The 15,825-nt window shown below is 70.8% G+C and carries 13 protein-coding genes; 8 read left to right on the top strand and 5 right to left on the bottom strand.

The features are described from left to right. The first annotated feature begins 18 nt into the window (after window positions 1–18). The 3 genes from PYR91_RS05920 (at window position 19) to PYR91_RS05910 (ending at window position 1,790) form a co-directional block, all read left to right on the top strand. The gene (locus PYR91_RS05920) at window positions 19–795 is read left to right on the top strand and encodes an enoyl-CoA hydratase-related protein (protein WP_279778007.1); all 777 of its coding nucleotides are present in this window, start codon (window positions 19–21) and stop codon (window positions 793–795) included. A 326-nt stretch (window positions 796–1,121) separates the two neighbouring features. After that, on the top strand, window positions 1,122–1,325 hold the full coding sequence (locus tag PYR91_RS05915; RefSeq protein ID WP_279778006.1) for a cold-shock protein: 204 nt from the start codon (window positions 1,122–1,124) through the stop codon (window positions 1,323–1,325). Between the two features lie 114 nt (window positions 1,326–1,439). Then, the gene (locus PYR91_RS05910; RefSeq protein WP_279778004.1) at window positions 1,440–1,790 is read left to right on the top strand and encodes an STAS domain-containing protein; all 351 of its coding nucleotides are present in this window, start codon (window positions 1,440–1,442) and stop codon (window positions 1,788–1,790) included. A gap of 198 nt (window positions 1,791–1,988) precedes the next feature. Here the strand turns inward: PYR91_RS05910 and galK are convergent, their stop codons facing one another. Continuing rightward, window positions 1,989–3,113, bottom strand: a complete 1,125-nt coding sequence (gene galK, locus PYR91_RS05905; protein ID WP_279778003.1) for a galactokinase — start codon at window positions 3,111–3,113, stop codon at window positions 1,989–1,991. 81 nt (window positions 3,114–3,194) lie between these two features. On the opposite strand from galK, the gene PYR91_RS05900 reads away from it, so the two are divergent. From PYR91_RS05900 to PYR91_RS05885, 4 genes are all read left to right on the top strand, one after another. Then, window positions 3,195–4,124, top strand: coding sequence for a pyridoxal-phosphate dependent enzyme (locus tag PYR91_RS05900; RefSeq protein ID WP_279778002.1), 930 nt, complete (start codon window positions 3,195–3,197; stop codon window positions 4,122–4,124). A 287-nt stretch (window positions 4,125–4,411) separates the two neighbouring features. Beyond that, entirely contained in the window at window positions 4,412–5,440 is a 1,029-nt protein-coding gene (locus PYR91_RS05895) for a LacI family DNA-binding transcriptional regulator (protein ID WP_279778001.1), read from the top strand. A 163-nt stretch (window positions 5,441–5,603) separates the two neighbouring features. Next, complete coding sequence (gene mshB, locus PYR91_RS05890) at window positions 5,604–6,458, top strand: N-acetyl-1-D-myo-inositol-2-amino-2-deoxy-alpha-D-glucopyranoside deacetylase (protein WP_279778000.1); 855 nt, start codon at window positions 5,604–5,606, stop codon at window positions 6,456–6,458. Window positions 6,459–6,594: 136 nt separating this feature from the next. After that, window positions 6,595–7,245 carry a TetR/AcrR family transcriptional regulator gene (locus PYR91_RS05885; protein WP_279777999.1) on the top strand — a complete coding sequence of 217 codons (651 nt, stop codon included), beginning with the start codon at window positions 6,595–6,597 and terminating at the stop codon, window positions 7,243–7,245. A gap of 177 nt (window positions 7,246–7,422) precedes the next feature. On the opposite strand, the gene PYR91_RS05880 is transcribed toward PYR91_RS05885, so the two are convergent. From PYR91_RS05880 to PYR91_RS05865, 4 genes are all read right to left on the bottom strand, one after another. Next, a complete protein-coding gene (locus PYR91_RS05880) occupies window positions 7,423–8,973 on the bottom strand; it encodes a glycoside hydrolase family 13 protein (protein WP_279777998.1) in 1,551 nt (516 codons plus the stop codon). Between the two features lie 88 nt (window positions 8,974–9,061). Continuing rightward, a complete protein-coding gene (locus PYR91_RS05875; protein WP_279777997.1) occupies window positions 9,062–10,066 on the bottom strand; it encodes a carbohydrate ABC transporter permease in 1,005 nt (334 codons plus the stop codon). A 15-nt stretch (window positions 10,067–10,081) separates the two neighbouring features. Further along, complete coding sequence (locus PYR91_RS05870) at window positions 10,082–10,999, bottom strand: sugar ABC transporter permease (protein ID WP_279777996.1); 918 nt, start codon at window positions 10,997–10,999, stop codon at window positions 10,082–10,084. Window positions 11,000–11,069: 70 nt separating this feature from the next. Continuing rightward, entirely contained in the window at window positions 11,070–12,446 is a 1,377-nt protein-coding gene (locus PYR91_RS05865) for an extracellular solute-binding protein (protein ID WP_279777995.1), read from the bottom strand. Between the two features lie 570 nt (window positions 12,447–13,016). On the opposite strand from PYR91_RS05865, the gene PYR91_RS05860 reads away from it, so the two are divergent. Continuing rightward, window positions 13,017–15,392 carry a discoidin domain-containing protein gene (locus PYR91_RS05860; RefSeq protein WP_279777994.1) on the top strand — a complete coding sequence of 792 codons (2,376 nt, stop codon included), beginning with the start codon at window positions 13,017–13,019 and terminating at the stop codon, window positions 15,390–15,392. Window positions 15,393–15,825 lie beyond the last annotated feature (433 nt).

Here is a 15,825-nt window from a genome sequence, read left to right as displayed (position 1 = left end):
CGAACCCCTGGAGGCTCCATGTCCGAGCTCGTCCTGTCCTCCCTGGCGGAGGGCGTCCTGACTTTGACGCTCAACCGGCCCGACCGCATGAACGCCTGGACCGACGCCATGGGCCGCCGCTACTTCGACCTGCTGGAGCAGGCCCAGCGCGACCCCGAGGTGCGGGTGATCGTGGTCACCGGCGCGGGCCGGGCCTTCTGCGCGGGGGCCGACTTCGACACGCTGAGCGCGCTGCAGGACGGCACCTACGACGAGGAGCCGGACAAGCGGCCCGCCAGCTACGCCACCACGATCCGCAAGCCGGTCATCGCGGCGGTCAACGGCGCCTGCGCCGGGCTCGGCATGATCCACGCGCTGGCGTGCGACCTGGTCTTCACGGCGGCCGACGCGAAGTGGACCACGGCGTTCGCGCGCCGCGGCCTCATCGCCGAGTACGGCATGGCGTGGCTGCTGCCCCGGCTCATCGGCCAGGCCAGGGCCATGGACATCCTGCTGTCCGGCCGCACGTTCACCGGGACGGAGGCGGGCGAGCTGGGGCTCGCCCTCCGCGTCCTGCCGGGGGAGCGGCTGCTGGACGAGGCGCTGGCCTACGCGCGCGAGCTGGCGGTCCACAGCTCGCCCGCGTCGATGGCGGTGATTAAGCGGCAAGTCTGGGGCGACTGGGACAAATCTTTCGAGGCGTCCGCCACCGACGCTTTCGGCCTCATGCTTGAAGCCTTCCGGCGCCCCGACTTCGCCGAAGGCGTAGCCAGCTTTGTCGAGCGCCGCCCCCCGGCCTTCCCGCCACTGGCCTAGGGCGCCTCTGCCAGGTGTTTCACGGCCGCGCGCCGTGTCGCGAACTCGGGAGGTTTCTCAGGCTGTCAACGGGGGAGTTCGATTGGCGCGGAGACCAGTCGCCCCCCGCGTTGGCCATGACGCGCCTTCATGGTGTTGAATGAGAGGCGGTTGCAGTGGAGGTTCGTCATCGCAGTAGCGCCTGTGAGGTTCTGGCAGCGGGCGTTCCACCGCGCGAAGCGCACGTGCCTTCCAATGGCTTATCAAGGGGCGGTCGGTCGCACGCAGCAACCGGGATCCCACGTTCGTGGGCTCTCGAAGATCGTCTCGTAAGGGGATTGTGTTACATGGCTCAGGGAACCGTTAAGTGGTTCAACGCCGAAAAGGGCTTCGGTTTCATCGCTCCCGATGACGGCAGTGCCGACGTGTTCGTGCACTTCTCCGCCATCGACTCCAGCGGCTACCGCACGCTGGAAGAGAACCAGCGCGTCGACTTCACCACGACGCGTGGCCCGAAGGGCCCCCAGGCAGAGCAGGTTCGTCCGCTCTGACTTTCACGCCGCGAGGCACCACGAGGTGGCCACCCCACCTCGACCTGACGGACGCGTGAGGGACGGCTCGCACATCGTGCGAGCGGTCCCGGCGTTCATCGATAGGAGGTCCGTATGGACCTGATCGTGATCGCGCAGTCGAAGTCGACGTTGTGCCGGGTGAGCGGGGACGTCGACATCTCCACCTCCGGCCTGCTGCGAGAACGGCTGCTCGCCGTGCTCCAGCATCCCCGGGTCCACCTCGTCGTCGACCTTTCCGGCGTCACCTTCATGGACGCCAGCGGCCTGGGAGCCCTTATGGCCGCACGCCGCCGCTCCACCGTTCTGGGGGGCGCGGTCCGCCTCCTGGCCCCGTCATCACCGGTCAAGCGTGTCCTGCAGGCCAGCGGCCTCGCCATGCGCTTCTCCGTGGCCCCGAACCCCTCGACCGACCCCGGCCTGCGCGTCCTGGTCGCCCGCGACTAGCGCGGCGATCCGCCGGACGACCGCCGGACCCCACACGTTTCCTCACCCGCCCACCGCCGGCGCCGCGACACGCGCGTGCCCCCGGTGGGCGGCGTCGTCATGTGCGCCCTGCCCGCCGGCCCCGCCACCGGCCCGCCGGCGGGCACCCCGCCTCTCGGCGGGGACGGCCGTCGGGGTCGCCGGTGAGGCGGCGGTGCGTCAGGTGAGGCGGCGGGCGCCGGGGGCGGGGGTGACCTCGGGGAAGACACGCGGCGCCGCCCAGCCGTGCCGCTCGTAGGCCTGCTCGACCTCCTGGCGGACCCGGCCGGCGCCGCCGGCGGGCACCAGGGCGATGGCGGAGCCGCCGAACCCGCCCCCGGTCATGCGGGCGCCGCGCGCACCGCCGCGCAGGGCCGACTCCACCGCCACGTCGAGCTCGGGGCAGGAGACCTCGAACTGGTCGCGCAGCGACAGGTGGGAGGCGTTCAGCAGGGCGCCGATCTCGCGGGCCGCGCCCGCCCGCAGCAGGCCGATCAGGGCCTCCACCCGGTGGTTCTCGGTGACCACGTGCTGGGTGCGCTTGCGCTCGTCGCCCTCCAGCACCGACAGCGCGGCGGCCAGATCGGTGACGTCGCGCAGGGACTCGACACCCAGGCGCTCGGCGGCGCCCTCGCAGTCGGCGCGGCGCCGGGCGTACTGGCCGTCGGCCAGCTCGTGGTGCACGCCGGTGTCGATGATCATCAGCTCCAGGCCCTCGGCCGCGAGGTCGAGCGGGACGGCGCGGGTGCCCAGGCTGCGGCAGTCGAGGAAGAGCGCGTGCCCCTCCTCGCACAGGGCGGAGGCCGCCTGGTCCATGATGCCGCAGGGCATGCCGACGAAGTCGTTCTCGGCCTTCTGCGCCAGCAGGGCCAGGTCGATCGGGGAGACGCCCAGGCCGTGCAGGTCGTTCAGGGCCGTGGCGACGGAGACCTCCAGCGCGGCGCTGGAGGACAGGCCCGCCCCCTGCGGCACGTCGCCGTCGATCGCGATGTCGGCGCCGCCCACGGCGTGCCCGGCCCGCTCGAACGCCCACAGGACGCCCGCCGCGTACCGCGCCCAGCCCTGCGCCCGGTCGAGCTCGGTGATCACCTGCGGACCGCCGGACGCCTGGAGGGACAGCAGCCTGACCGTGCCGTCGGTGCGGCGGCGGACGGCGGTCGTGACCCCCCAGGGCACCGCGAAGGGGAGCACGAAGCCGTTGTTGTAGTCGGTGTGCTCGCCGATGAGGTTGACCCGCCCGGGGGCGTGCCACGTTCCCTCGGGTTCGTGGCCGAAGGCCGCCTGGAAGGCTTCGGCGACGCGCATGACGCAGATCTCCTCTGGTTCGGGGGCGGGCTCGTAGCCTACCGACCCGCCGCGCGGCCCCGGCGTGCCAGGCTGGTGCCTGTGGACGACGGCGTGCGCACCCCCGCCCTGCTGCCGAGCCCTCTGGAGGAGATCCACGACGAGCGGCTCGGCGGCGTACGGCTGCTGGTCAAACGGGACGACCTCCTCCACCCCGAGCTGCCGGGCAACAAGTGGCGCAAGCTGGAGCGCAACCTCGCAGAGGCGGCCAGGCAGGGCAGGCGCACGCTGCTCACCTTCGGCGGCGCCTACTCCAACCACATCCGCGCGACCGCCGCCGCCGGGCGCCTCTTCGGGTTCGCGACGATCGGCGTGATCCGCGGCGAGGAGCACACGCCGCTCAACCCGTCCCTGGCGTACGCGGCGGCGCGCGGCATGCGCCTGACCTACCTCGACCGCGCCGCCTACCGCGCCAAACGCGACCCCGAGCTGCTCTCGCGGCTGCGCGACCGGTGGGGCGACTTCTACCTGCTGCCCGAGGGCGGCAGCAACGTCCAGGGGGTTCTGGGCTGCGCCGAGCTGCCCGCCGAGCTGGTGGCGCAGACCGCGGGCGCGCGGGGCCCCGGCGGGGGAGCGCCCGGGTTCGACGTGGTCTGCTGCGCCTGCGGCACCGGCGGCACGATCGCGGGCGTCGCGGGCGGGCTGCCGCCCGGGGCCCGGGCGATCGGGTTCCCGGTGCTGAAGGGCGGCGGGTTCCTGGCGGAGGAGGTCGAGCGCCTGCAGCGCGAGGCGTTCGGCCGGGTGCGCGGGGACTGGGCGCTGGAGTGCGGCTTCCACTTCGGCGGCTACGCCAGGAGCACCCCCGAGCTGGACGCGTTCGTCCGCGACTTCGGGGAGCGGCACGGCGTCGCGCTCGACCGGGTGTACGTCGGCAAGATGATGTACGGCGTTTTCGCGCTGGCCGCGCGGGGGGCTTTCGCGCCCGGCACCCGCGTCGTCGCCGTCATCACCGGGCCCGGCGACGCTCTGTGAGGTGGCCATGACAGGCGTCACTGCTTGTAGTTGCAAATCTGTGTAAACCCCTGCAAGTTTCAGCATTCGCGGCGCACGCCACCGCCGGCCGGAGAGGGCTCCGGCAAACACGAGGTGGGAACGGTGCATCGCCGGCCGGTCGCGCCGAATGACCGCGGCAATTCGAAGGCGAGTCGAGGGCCCGTCACCTCTGGAAGGTGTGATCCGGCCGATCACGATGTCGTCTGATTTCATGATGAACGGCTGAGATGTAAGCGGTTTGCAGTCCGCTGCCTTATGATTACGCCGTGACTCGGCGACTCGCGGAAGTTGCGAAGAAGGTCGGCGTCAGCGAAGCCACGGTGAGCCGGGTGCTGAACGGCAAACCCGGGGTGGCCGACGCCACCCGCGCGGCCGTGCTGACGGCGCTCGACGTGCTGGGCTACGAGCGCCCCACCCAGCTGCGGGGCGAGCGTGCCCGGCTGGTGGGCCTCGTGCTGCCCGAGCTGGGCAATCCGATCTTCCCGGCGCTGGCCGAGGTCGTCGGCGGCGCGCTCGCCCAGCAGGGGTTCACGCCGGTGCTGTGCACGCGCACCGCGGGCGGTCTGTCGGAGTCCGACTACGTCGAGATGCTGCTGGAGCAGCAGGTCTCCGGGGTGGTGTTCGCCGGCGGCCACTACGCCGAGGCCGACGCGCCGCACGAGCACTACCACCGCCTGCTGGAGCTGCGGCTGCCCGTCGTGCTGGTCAACGCCGCCACCGACAGCCTGGAGTTCCCCCGGGTGTCCACCGACGACGCCGTCGCGGTCGAGCAGGCGTTCGGCCACCTCACCTCGCTCGGCCACGAGCGCATCGGCCTGGTGCTCGGCCCGGAGGACCACATCCCGTCCCGGCGCAAGCTCGCGGCGTTCGTCGCCTCGGCGAAGAAGGCCGGCCTCGGGGTGGAGCCGGAGTTCGTGGAGCGCACGCTGTTCTCCCCCGAGGGGGGCCAGGCCGTCGTCAGCAGGCTGCTGAGGAAGGGCGTCACGGGCGTGATCTGCGCCAGCGACCCGCTCGCCCTCGGGGCCATCCGCGCGGTGCGCCGGGTCGGCATGTCGGTGCCCGAGGACGTCTCGGTGGTCGGCTTCGACGACTCGGCGTTCATGAACTGCACCAACCCGCCGCTGACCACCGTCCGGCAGCCGATCGAGGCCATGGGACGCACGGCGGTCACGCTGCTGGTCAGCCAGATAGAGGGCGCCACCGTGACGGCCGAGGAGCTGCTGTTCGAGCCCGAGCTGGTCGTCCGCGGCTCCACGGCGCCCGCCAAGGTCCGCCCGGTAGCCTCGGTCCGCTAGACCTCATGGGAGTCCGGTCCCGCGCCGGCCTCGGCGCAGCCACCAGGGGCCCCACCGGCCGCTTCCGGTGCGCCGGGGCCGCGGGGCAGGGCAAGATTCGGGTAGCGGGTTTCCCGGCGACGGTCCCGCGGGGGTAATCACACAGCGAAAGGCAGGCGGGGGCATGACGTCCGAGCGGCGGATCCTGTTCGTCCACGCCCATCCCGACGACGAGTCGATCGGCACCGGCGCCACCATGGCCAGGTACGCGGCCGAGGGGGCGCACGTGGTGCTGGTCACCTGCACCCGCGGCGAGGAGGGCGACGTGATCCCCTCCGAGCTGCGGCACCTCGGCGCCGACCGCGACGACCGGCTCGGCCAGTACCGCGTCGGCGAGCTGGCCCGCGCCTGCGCGGCCCTCGGCGTGCACGACCACCGGTTCCTCGGCGGCGCGGGGCGCTGGCGCGACTCCGGCATGATGGGCGCGCCCACCAACGACGACCCCGCCTGCTTCTGGCAGGCCGACCTCGACCTCGCCGCCGCGGAGCTGGTCGGCGTCATCAGGGAGGTGCGGCCGCAGGTCGTGGTGACGTACGACGACAACGGCTACTACGGCCACCCCGACCACATCCAGGCGCACCGGGTGGCGTGGCGGGCCTTCGAGAAGGCGGGCGACCCGTCCTTCGGCGAGGAGGAGCCGTGGACGCCGTCCAGGTTCTACGCGACCGCCATGCCGCTGTCGGTGCTCGCGCGGGCCGTGGACACCGGGCCGTTCAAACGGCTGGCGACGGTCGAGGAGTTCGGCTTCGGCGTCCCCGACGAGCAGGTCACCACGCGCGTCGACGCCACCGCGCACGTCGAGGCCAAGATCGCCGCGCTGCGCGCGCACCGCACGCAGCTCAGCGTCAGCGGCGGCTACTTCGCCCTGTCCAACGACGTGGGGCAGCCGGTCCTCGGCGAGGAGTACTACACCCTGCTGGCCGGCGAGCCGGGGCCCGCCGGCGAGGACGGCCGCGAGACCGGCCTGTTCGGCCCCTGAGGGCCGGTCGGCTCGCAAAGGCGCGGCTCACCCGGCCGTCCGACCCGTGGGGCCGGGCGTAGTCGCGGCCGACCGGGTGATCGGCGGCGCCGCGCGGTCAAACCATAACAATGCAATGCTATGTATTCTGAGCGCCATGGCGAGGACGAAGGATCCGGCGGTCCGCATCCTGCTCATCGAACGGGCCGCCCAGATGCTCCGCACCCGCGAGCCCATCACCCTGCGCTCGCTGGTGGCCGGCACCGGGATGTCCACGATGTGCGTCTACACCTACTTCGGCGGCATGGACGGGGTGTGGAAGGCGCTGCGGCAGGAGGGCTTCACCCGCCTGGCCGCGAGGTTCGCGACGGTGACCGGCTCCGGCGACCCGGTCGAGGATCTGACCGTGCTGGTCGCCGGCTATCTCGGCAACGCCCTGGACCACCCCGACCTGTACCGGGTGATGTTCGACGCGAGCTTCGACCTCGAAGACCTCACGGCCGCGGACGCGACCCTGGAGCATCTGGTCCAGGCCGTGCGGCGGGCCAGGGACGCCGGCCGCTTCGGCGCGGGCGTCGACCCGCTGGAGCTGGCGATCCAGAGCTGGGCCATCGGCCACGGGCTCGTCTCGCTGGTCGCCAACGGCCCCCTGCCCCGCCAGACGCTCGACCACTGCGCCCCCATGCTCGCCGCGCTGTTCGTCAGCGCGGGAGACGAGCCCGGCAGGTGCCGCGCCTCGGTCGAGCGGGGCTGGAAGCGGCTGCTCGCGGAGCCGGAACCGGCCGGGGACGCGGCGGGGTCACCGTGAGGCGGCCTGGCGAAACGGGTACGGCTCGCGCCCCGCGTCCAGGGGCGCGAGCCGTACGTCCGTCACCGGGCGCGGGCCCCCGTGCGTCGGGGGTCCGGGCCTCGGCCGCTCGGGGAGGGCGGTGACCTGGCCGCGGGCGGCGTGCCCGCGGCCGAGGGCGTGGCTCCGACGGCGGGATCAGCCGGTGCGGATCCAGGCGGTGGTGTCGGAGGGCAGCAGGTCGCCGTCCAGCGGGCCGCTGGCCAGCAGGACCTCGGTGTGCGCGGGCAGCGGCACCGGGTCGGGGGTGAGGTTGACCACGCAGGTGAGCCCGGAGTCGCGTGTGAAGGCGAGCACGCCCTCGGGCACGTCCAGCCAGCGCAGCGTGCCGTCGCCGAGCTGCTCCCCGCGGATGCGCAGGCCGGCCCGGTACAGGTGCAGCATGGAGCCCGGGTCGGCCTTCTGCGCCTCGGCGGTCAGCGTGCCCCAGTCGGCGGGCTGCGGCAGCCACGGCTCGCCGGTGCTGTAGCCGAACGGCGGCGCGGAGCCCGACCACGGCAGCGGCACCCGGCAGCCGTCCCGGCCCGGGTCGGTGTGGCCCGAGCGGGTCCAGATCGGGTCCTGGCGCAGGTGGTCGGGCAGGTCCTCGACCTCGGGCAGGCCGAGCTCCTCGCCCTGGTAGACGTAGACGCTGCCGGGAAGGGCCATGGCCAGCAGCGCCGCGGCCCGGGCCCGCCGCACGCCGAGCACGGGGTCGGACGGCATGCCGTGCTTGCGGTCGGCGTGGTCGAAGGAGGTGTCCTGCCTGCCGTACTTGGTCACCGGCCGGGTCACGTCGTGGTTGGACAGCACCCACGTGGGCGGCGCCCCCACCGGCAGGTGGGTGGCGAGCGTGGTGTCGATCGACTTGCGCAGCGCGGTCGGGTCCCACGGGCAGGCCAGGAAGTCGAAGTTGAAGGCCGTGTGCAGCTCGTCCGAGCGCAGGTAGAGCGCGAAGCGCTCCTGGTCGGGCAGCCACACCTCGCCGACCAGCAGCCGGTTGTCGTACTCCTCGGCGACCCGCCGCCAGCCGCGGTAGATGTCGTGCACGCCGTCGTGGTCGGTGTAGGACTCCTCGACGCTGGTGAAGTCCTTGATCAGCACGGCCGCGGAGTCGATGCGGATGCCGTCCACGCCCCGGTCGAACCAGAAGCGCAGGACGTCGTGGAACTCCTCGGCGACCTCGGGGTTGCTCCAGTTGAAGTCGGGCTGCTCGGGCGCGAACAGGTGCAGGTACCACTGCCCGTCGGGCACCCGGGTCCACGCGGGACCGCCGAAGATCGACTTCCAGTCGTTGGGCGGCAGGTCGCCCCGGCCGTCGGCGAACCAGAACCGGTCGCGCTCGGGGGAGCCCGGTCCGGCCGCGACGGCCTGGACGAACCACTCCTGCTGGTCCGACCCGTGGTTGGGCACGACGTCGATGATCGTCTTGATCCCCACGGCGTGCGCCTCCTGGATGAAGACCTCCGCCTCCGCCAGGGTGCCGAACGTCGGCTCGATGTCGCGGTAGTTGGCGACGTCGTAGCCGCCGTCGGCCATCGGCGAGGGATACCAGGGATTGAGCCAGATCGCGTCGATACCCAGCTCGGAGAGGTAGGGCAGACGAGCCCGCAGCCCCGCCAGGTCACCGATGCCGTCGCCGTTGCCGTCGGCGAAGCTGCGCAGGTAGACCTGGTAGATCGCGGCTCCCCGCCACCACGTTTCGGACATGCTGGAGTCTCTCCTTAGGATTCGATGTACGGCTCGCGCCGCTGGGTGGTGCGGCTCGCGCGGTTCGGTGGGTGCGGCCCGCGCCGGGTCATCCCTTGAGGCTTCCGGCCGTGAGACCGGCCATGATGCTGCGCTGGAAGACGAAGAAGACCACGATGGCCGGGATGCTGGCGATCACCAGCGCGGCCATGAGCACGTTCTGCGGCATCTGAGCCGCCAGCGAGGCGATGCCGACGCTGATCGGCATCTTCTCGCCGTCCGGCAGCACGAGCAGCGGCCAGACGAAGTCCTTCCACACCGACACCACCGCGAGGATGGAGACGACGCCTATGATCGGCCGCGAGATCGGCAGAACGACCGACCACAGGATCCGGACGGAGCCGGCGCCGTCGATCTGGGCGGCCTCCAGCAGCTCCCGGGGGATGGAGTCGAAGAAGCGCTTGAGCAGGAAGATGAAGAACCCGTTCGCGGCGGCGGGCAGCCAGATCACCCAGGGGGTGTTCAGCAGGTTCCAGCCGAGGATCGGCAGTTCCTTGACCGTCAGGTAGGCCGGCAGCAGGATCACCATCGGCGGGATCATCAGGGTCGACAGCATCAGCGCCAGCACGACCTTGCCGAGCACCGGGCGCAGTTTCGACAGCGCGTAGGCGGCGGTGACGTCGATGGCGAGCGTGAACAGCCAGGCGCCGCCCGCGTAGATGACCGTGTTGAGCAGGAACGTGCCCAGTTCGAGCTGGTCCCAGGCCTCCGCGTAGACCGAGAAGTCGATCGACGTGGGGAAGAACGTGGGCGGGATCTGGGCGATCTCCTCCGACGACTTCAGCGCCCCGGTGGCCATCCAGTACAGCGGGAACACGAAGATCGCGGTGAAGAACACCACGATCGTGACGAGCACGATCCAGTAGATGATCCGCCCGCGCGGCGTGTTCAGCGAGTGCGGCGAGACCAGCCCGCGGAACTCGCGGCGCTCCAGGGCCTTGTTCCTGCGCGGCCGGCGGCGGGAGGCCCCGCCGCCGTCCCCGCGCGGCGGGACGGCCCGGAGCGGCCGGTCCGGCCGGACGCCGGTGCCCGACGACTGAACTGTGTGCGACATCGGTCGGCCCCCCTCCTAGGTCTGGTTGTCCCGCGAGACACGCAGGTAGATGGCCGAGAAGACCATCAGAACGATCATGAGCATGAGGCCGAGCGCGCCGCCGCCGCCGAAGTTCCCGAAGCTGAAGGCGTACTGGTACATCAGGTAGACGACGGTGACCGTCGCGTCCTCCGGGCCGCCTCCGGTGAGGAGGTAGGGCTCGATGAACACCTGCATGGTGGCGACGATCTGCAGCAGCAGCATCACCAGCAGGATGAGCTTGGTCTGCGGGATGGTGACGTGCCACACCCGCCTGAGCAGACTCGCGCCGTCCAGCTCCGCCGCCTCGTACAGCTCGCTCGGGATGCTCTGCAGCGCGGCGAGGTAGATCAGCGTGCCGGTGCCGAGGTTCATCCAGGTGGAGACCAGCACCAGCGAGATCAGGGCGGTGCTCGTGGAGTCCAGCCAGCTCAGCGTGGGCAGGTTCACCGTGCTGAGGATCTGGTTGAACAGGCCGGGCCCCGGGTCGTAGAACCACTTGAACAGCAGCACCGCGACGGCCGGAGGCAGCATCACGGGCAGGTAGACGACGAACCGGAGGTAGCCCTTGGCGTGCCGCAGCTCGTTCAGCACGATCGCCACGACGAACGGGATGGCGTACCCGATGACCAGGGCGAGGCCGGTGAACGCGGCGGTGTTGATCCACGCCTGGGCGAACGCCGAGTCCTCGATCACCGTCTGGAAGTTCTGCAGGCCGACCCACTCGGGCGGCCCGACGAAGTTGGTCTTCTGGAAGCTGAGGAGGAACTCCCGCACCATCGGGTACCAGGAGAAGAAGCCGAAGCAGATCAGCGCCCCGCAGAGGAACCCGTACGCCGTCAGGTTCCGGCGCAGGCCGCGTCGCACCGCCCCCGGGGTGCGCCGCCGCGAGCCGCGCGCGGTCATTGTGGTCATCGAAGGAACTCCTGATCCGGACCTGGACCGGCCGGGTGCCGGCCTGCAGGCCGGCACCCGGAGTCCATGGTCAGCTCGACCTGGCCAGCACGTTGTTGGCCTTCTTCTCAGCGTCCGCCAGGAGCTGGTCGACGTTGGCGTCCTGCCTCGTCAGCACGGCGGACATGGCCGTGTCGAGGATGGCGTAGATCTCCTGCGCCTTCGGCGGCTCCAGCTTGAACTGCACGTTGGCGTTGGCGTCGACGTAGGGCTGGAAGTGCTCCACCGGGACCGTCGCGAACTGCTTGCGCAGCTCCTGCACCTTGGCGCCCGGCTCGGTGCTGCCGAACAGGTCGGTGTCGGGCAGGCCGACCGGCAGCCCGTCGTTCTTGGCGCGCTCGTAGTTGAACTGTCCCTTGCCGGGGGTGAGGAACTTGAACTCCAGCCACTTCAGACCGGCCTTGATCTGGTCGGGCGTGGCCTTCGGGTTGAACATGTAACCGTCGCCGCCGCTGAGCGAGGCGGTGGCCTCGGGCAGGCCGGCCACACCGTAGTCCTCGAACTTGCCCTTGAAGGTGTTGTTGACCTCCTTGACGACGTCCGGGGCGCCGATCATCATGCCGAGCTTGCCGCTGCCCATCATGCGCATGAGGTCCTCCCAGCGCAGCAGCTGCTTGGTGCCCATGCTGTCGTTCGTCCAGCGCATGGTCTTGAGGTTCTCCAGGACCGCCTTGCCCTGGGGCGAGTTGAACGCGGCCGTCTTGCCGTCGGGGCTGACGACCTCGCCGCCGCGCCCGTAGAGCGAGGAGGTGAAGTGCCATCCGCCGGTGTTGCCGGCGCTGTACTCGCCGAATCCGACGTAGCCCGCGCCGAGGCCGGCGATCTTCTTGGCGGCCTCCTGGACCTCGGCCCAGGTCTTCGGCGGGGCGTCGGGGTCCAGGCCCGCCTGGGTGAAGAGCTTGCGGTTGTAGACGAGGCCGGTGGAGTAGTTGGTCCTCGGCAGGCCGTAGACCTTCTCGCCGTCCTTGAAGACGCTCATCACGTCGGGACGGATGTTCGCCAGCGCGGGGACCTCGCTGAGGTACGGCGAGATGTCCGCGGCCTGCCCGGCCTGGATGATCTTGCGCACGTCCGTGTAGTAGACGTAGAAGACGTCGTCCATGTCGCCGCCGGCCAGTTTGGCCTGGAAGGTCTCAGGGACGATGCACGGGAACGCGTCGTTGCCCTTGACGGTGACGGTCGGGTTCGCCTTCTGGAACTCGGCGACGTCGGCGTCCCACTGGGCGCGTTCCTTCGGGTTCGACTTCGGCGGCTGGCAGCCCACGCTGATCGTCACGGGGGCGGCGGCGCCGGCCGCGGAGCCCGAGGGCGACGCGCCACTTTGGGTGGAGCCAGAGTCGCTGCCGCATCCCGCGGCGGCGAAAGCGAGTCCTGCGCTGAGCAGGATCGCGAGGTTGCGGGGTTTCATGGGTGTTTCCCTCCTGGACTTCCCCCGAGGCCGGGCTCAAGATCTGTTAGCACTTCGCGAACCGGTTGGGAGCAACATATAGAGGGGGACATATGACAGCAAGAGCCCGCCGAACATGATGCAAGAAAGTGACAGTGCTCTCCGGCGCATGGGGAACGGGCGTCCCTGGGGTCCCGAGCGGCCACGGATCCAGCCCGGGCCGTCCATGGCGGACGCCCTCACGGGAGGGGGTGTGGCCGGATGCGGGGCCTGCCGCGCGCCGTGGCGTGCGATGGGGCGGTCGTTGACACACCGGACGGGTAGAGATGTCGCAAATACTTGTCAGGATTCTGCAAGTTACTTGCGAGATGTAGCCGTGCGGCTGGCGTAGCGACCGTCGGAACCCGGCACCGCAGGTGGAATGGGGCGAAGTTCCCGGCGCCTGGTCGTTACGTTGCAGATTTCCGTCGAAACATTGCAGTTATCTGTCTGTCATCTTAGGGTGTTGGCCAGTCCGCCGGGCAGGCGACGGTCCGCGCGTCCCCGACCGCGAAACGTCCGGCTTCCCCCCTCCCCGGAAAGGTCAACTGCATGAAGACGACCGGCAGGCTTCGCGCCTGGACGATCGCCGCGATCACGGCTCTGGCGGCGGGAGCGGTGTCCCTGCCGCTGCTGCCGACGGACGCCGTGGCGGCGGCCGCGGCGGACACGCCCTGGGACTTCTCGGGGCGCGGCGCCACCGTCCCGTTCACCGAGTTCGAGGCCGAGGACACGGCGCACGCCACCCACAACGGCCAGGTCATCGGCCCCGACCGCATCTACGGCCGGCTGCCCTCCGAGGCCTCCGGTCGGCGCGCGGTGCGCCTGTCGGCGGTGGGCCAGTACGTCGAGTTCACCCTCACCAAGCCCGCCAACGCGATGGTGGTGCGCTACAGCATCCCCGACAGCCCGTCCGGCACCGGCCTGACCACCCCGGTCGAGCTGCGGGTCAACGGCTCGCGGCTGAAGGACCTGTCGTTCACCTCGCGGTACGGCTGGTACTACGGCGGTTACCCCTTCACCAACCAGCCGGGCAACAACCCGCACCACTTCTACGACGAGACCCGCACCATGTTCGGGTCCACGCTGCCCGCCGGGGCCAAGGTCCGCATCCAGGTCTCCACCACCGCGGTGACCAACTCCATCACCGTCGACCTGGCCGACTTCGAGCTGGTGCCCGCCCCGATCGGCCGGCCCTCGGGCTCGCTGTCGGTCGACGACTTCGGCGCCGTCCGCAACGGCACGACCGACTCCACCGCGGCGTTCCAGCGCGCGGTCGACGCCGGCAAGGCGCAGGGCAAGGTCGTCTACATCCCCGAGGGCACCTACACCCTGTGGGACCACGTGGTGGTCGACGGCGTGACGCTCGCCGGCGCCGGCCCCTGGTACAGCGTGCTCACCGGGCGCCACCCGACCGACCGGAGCAGGGCCGTCGGCGTGTACGGCAAGTACGTCCCCGGCGGCGGCTACGGCGGCGGCGTGCGCTCGCACGAGGCGAACGGCCCGAGCCGCAACGTCACCCTGCGGGACTTCGCCATCATGGGCGAGATCACCGAGCGCGTGGACAACGACCAGGTCAACGCCATGGGCGGCGCGATGAGCGACTCCGTGGTGGACAACGTCTGGATGCAGCACACCAAGGTCGGCGCCTGGATGGACGGCCCGATGAACAACTTCACGATCAGGAACAGCCGCATCCTCGACCAGACCGCGGACGGCGTGAACTTCCACTGGGGCGTCACCAACTCGACGGTGACCAACACGTTCGTGCGCAACGCCGGCGACGACGGCCTGGCCATGTGGTCCGACAGCGTGCCGAACGTGAACAACTCCTTCACGCGCAACACCGTGGTGGCGCCGATCCTGGCGAACAACATCGTCACGTACGGCGGCAGGGACATCAAGATCACCGACAACGTGGTGACCGACACCGTCACCAACGGCGGCGGCATCCACATCGCCAACCGGTACACCAACGTGAACTCCGGACGCGGCACCGCGGTCTCCGGAACGCACACCGTGGCGCGCAACACGCTGCTGCGGGCGGGCAACTCCGACTACAACTGGAACTTCGGCGTCGGCGCCATCTGGTTCAGCGGGCTCAACGAACCGGTCAACGCCACGATCAACGTCACCGACACCGACATCCTGGACAGCTCGTACGCCGCCATCCACTTCATCGAGGGCAGCACGAGCACGGTCAACTTCAACAACGTCCGCGTCGACGGCACCGGCACCTACATGATCCAGGCGCAGGCCGCGGCCAACGTGTCGTTCACCAACACCCGGGCCGACCACATCGGCGCCGGCGTCGCCATCCACAACTGCGTGGGTCAGGGTCTCAACATCACCCAGGGCTCGGGCAACTCCGGCTGGAGCCCGAGCTCCACCACCTGCACCGGCACCTGGCCGGCGCCGAACTACATCTATCCCGGTGGCGGCGGCAACCCCGGCCCGACGCCCACCCCGACCGTCACGCCCACCCCCACCCCGACGCCCACGCCGCCGACCGGCAACCTGGCGCGCGGCAAGGCGACCAGCGAGAGCGGCCACACCCAGAACTACGGTTCGGGCAACGCGGTCGACGGCGACGCGAACACCTACTGGGAGAGCCCGAACAACGCCTTCCCGCAGTGGCTGACGGTCGACCTCGGCACGACCGCGACCGTCGGCAGGGTCGTGCTCAAGCTGCCCCCGGCGGCGGCCTGGGCCACCCGCTCGCAGACGATCGCCGTGCTGGGCAGCACCGACGGCGGCTCCTTCAGCACCGTCACCGGCCCCGCGTCCCACACCTTCAACCCGGCGACCGGCAACACCGCCACCATCACCTTCACGCCCACCAACCGCCGCTACCTGCGCCTGAACTTCACCGCCAACACCGGCTGGCCGGCGGGCCAGCTCTCGGAGTTCGAGGTCTACAGCTCCTGACCCGGGGACGCGGACCGGGCCCTCGGGGACGGCAGGACGCACCCGCCCCCGAGGCCCTCCCCCCGGCCCGCCACGTGCCGCCCCCCCAAAGACCCGGGCCAACCTGGACTGGCCCGGCGCCAACGCTCCCGGAGGAGAGGAATCCCCTCTCCTCCGGGGGCACGGCCCTGTGCGGGCCCTGCCGGACTCGGGGGCTTTCGGTGACGCGGGCGCCGGCCGTCATCTCGCGGGGTATCCCTGTCGACCACGTGTGCACAGTCCCCGCTTCGTTCAACTATTTGACAATCGCCGATGCATAAGAGCCTCCAATGATGTCATCTGATATGGAGAGCGGAGCGGCGTCGCGGTTAACTCGGACTACAGACGTTGGCGTCCTGGCTGGGATCTGGCGTCTGCCCAGGTGGGGCCCCTCGGAGGTCGAAGTCCGAGGGGG

It is taken from the genome of Sphaerisporangium sp. TRM90804 (assembly GCF_029846175.1).
Classification (GTDB): domain Bacteria; phylum Actinomycetota; class Actinomycetes; order Streptosporangiales; family Streptosporangiaceae; genus Sphaerisporangium.
This window is presented reverse-complemented; position numbering and strand designations above follow the sequence as displayed.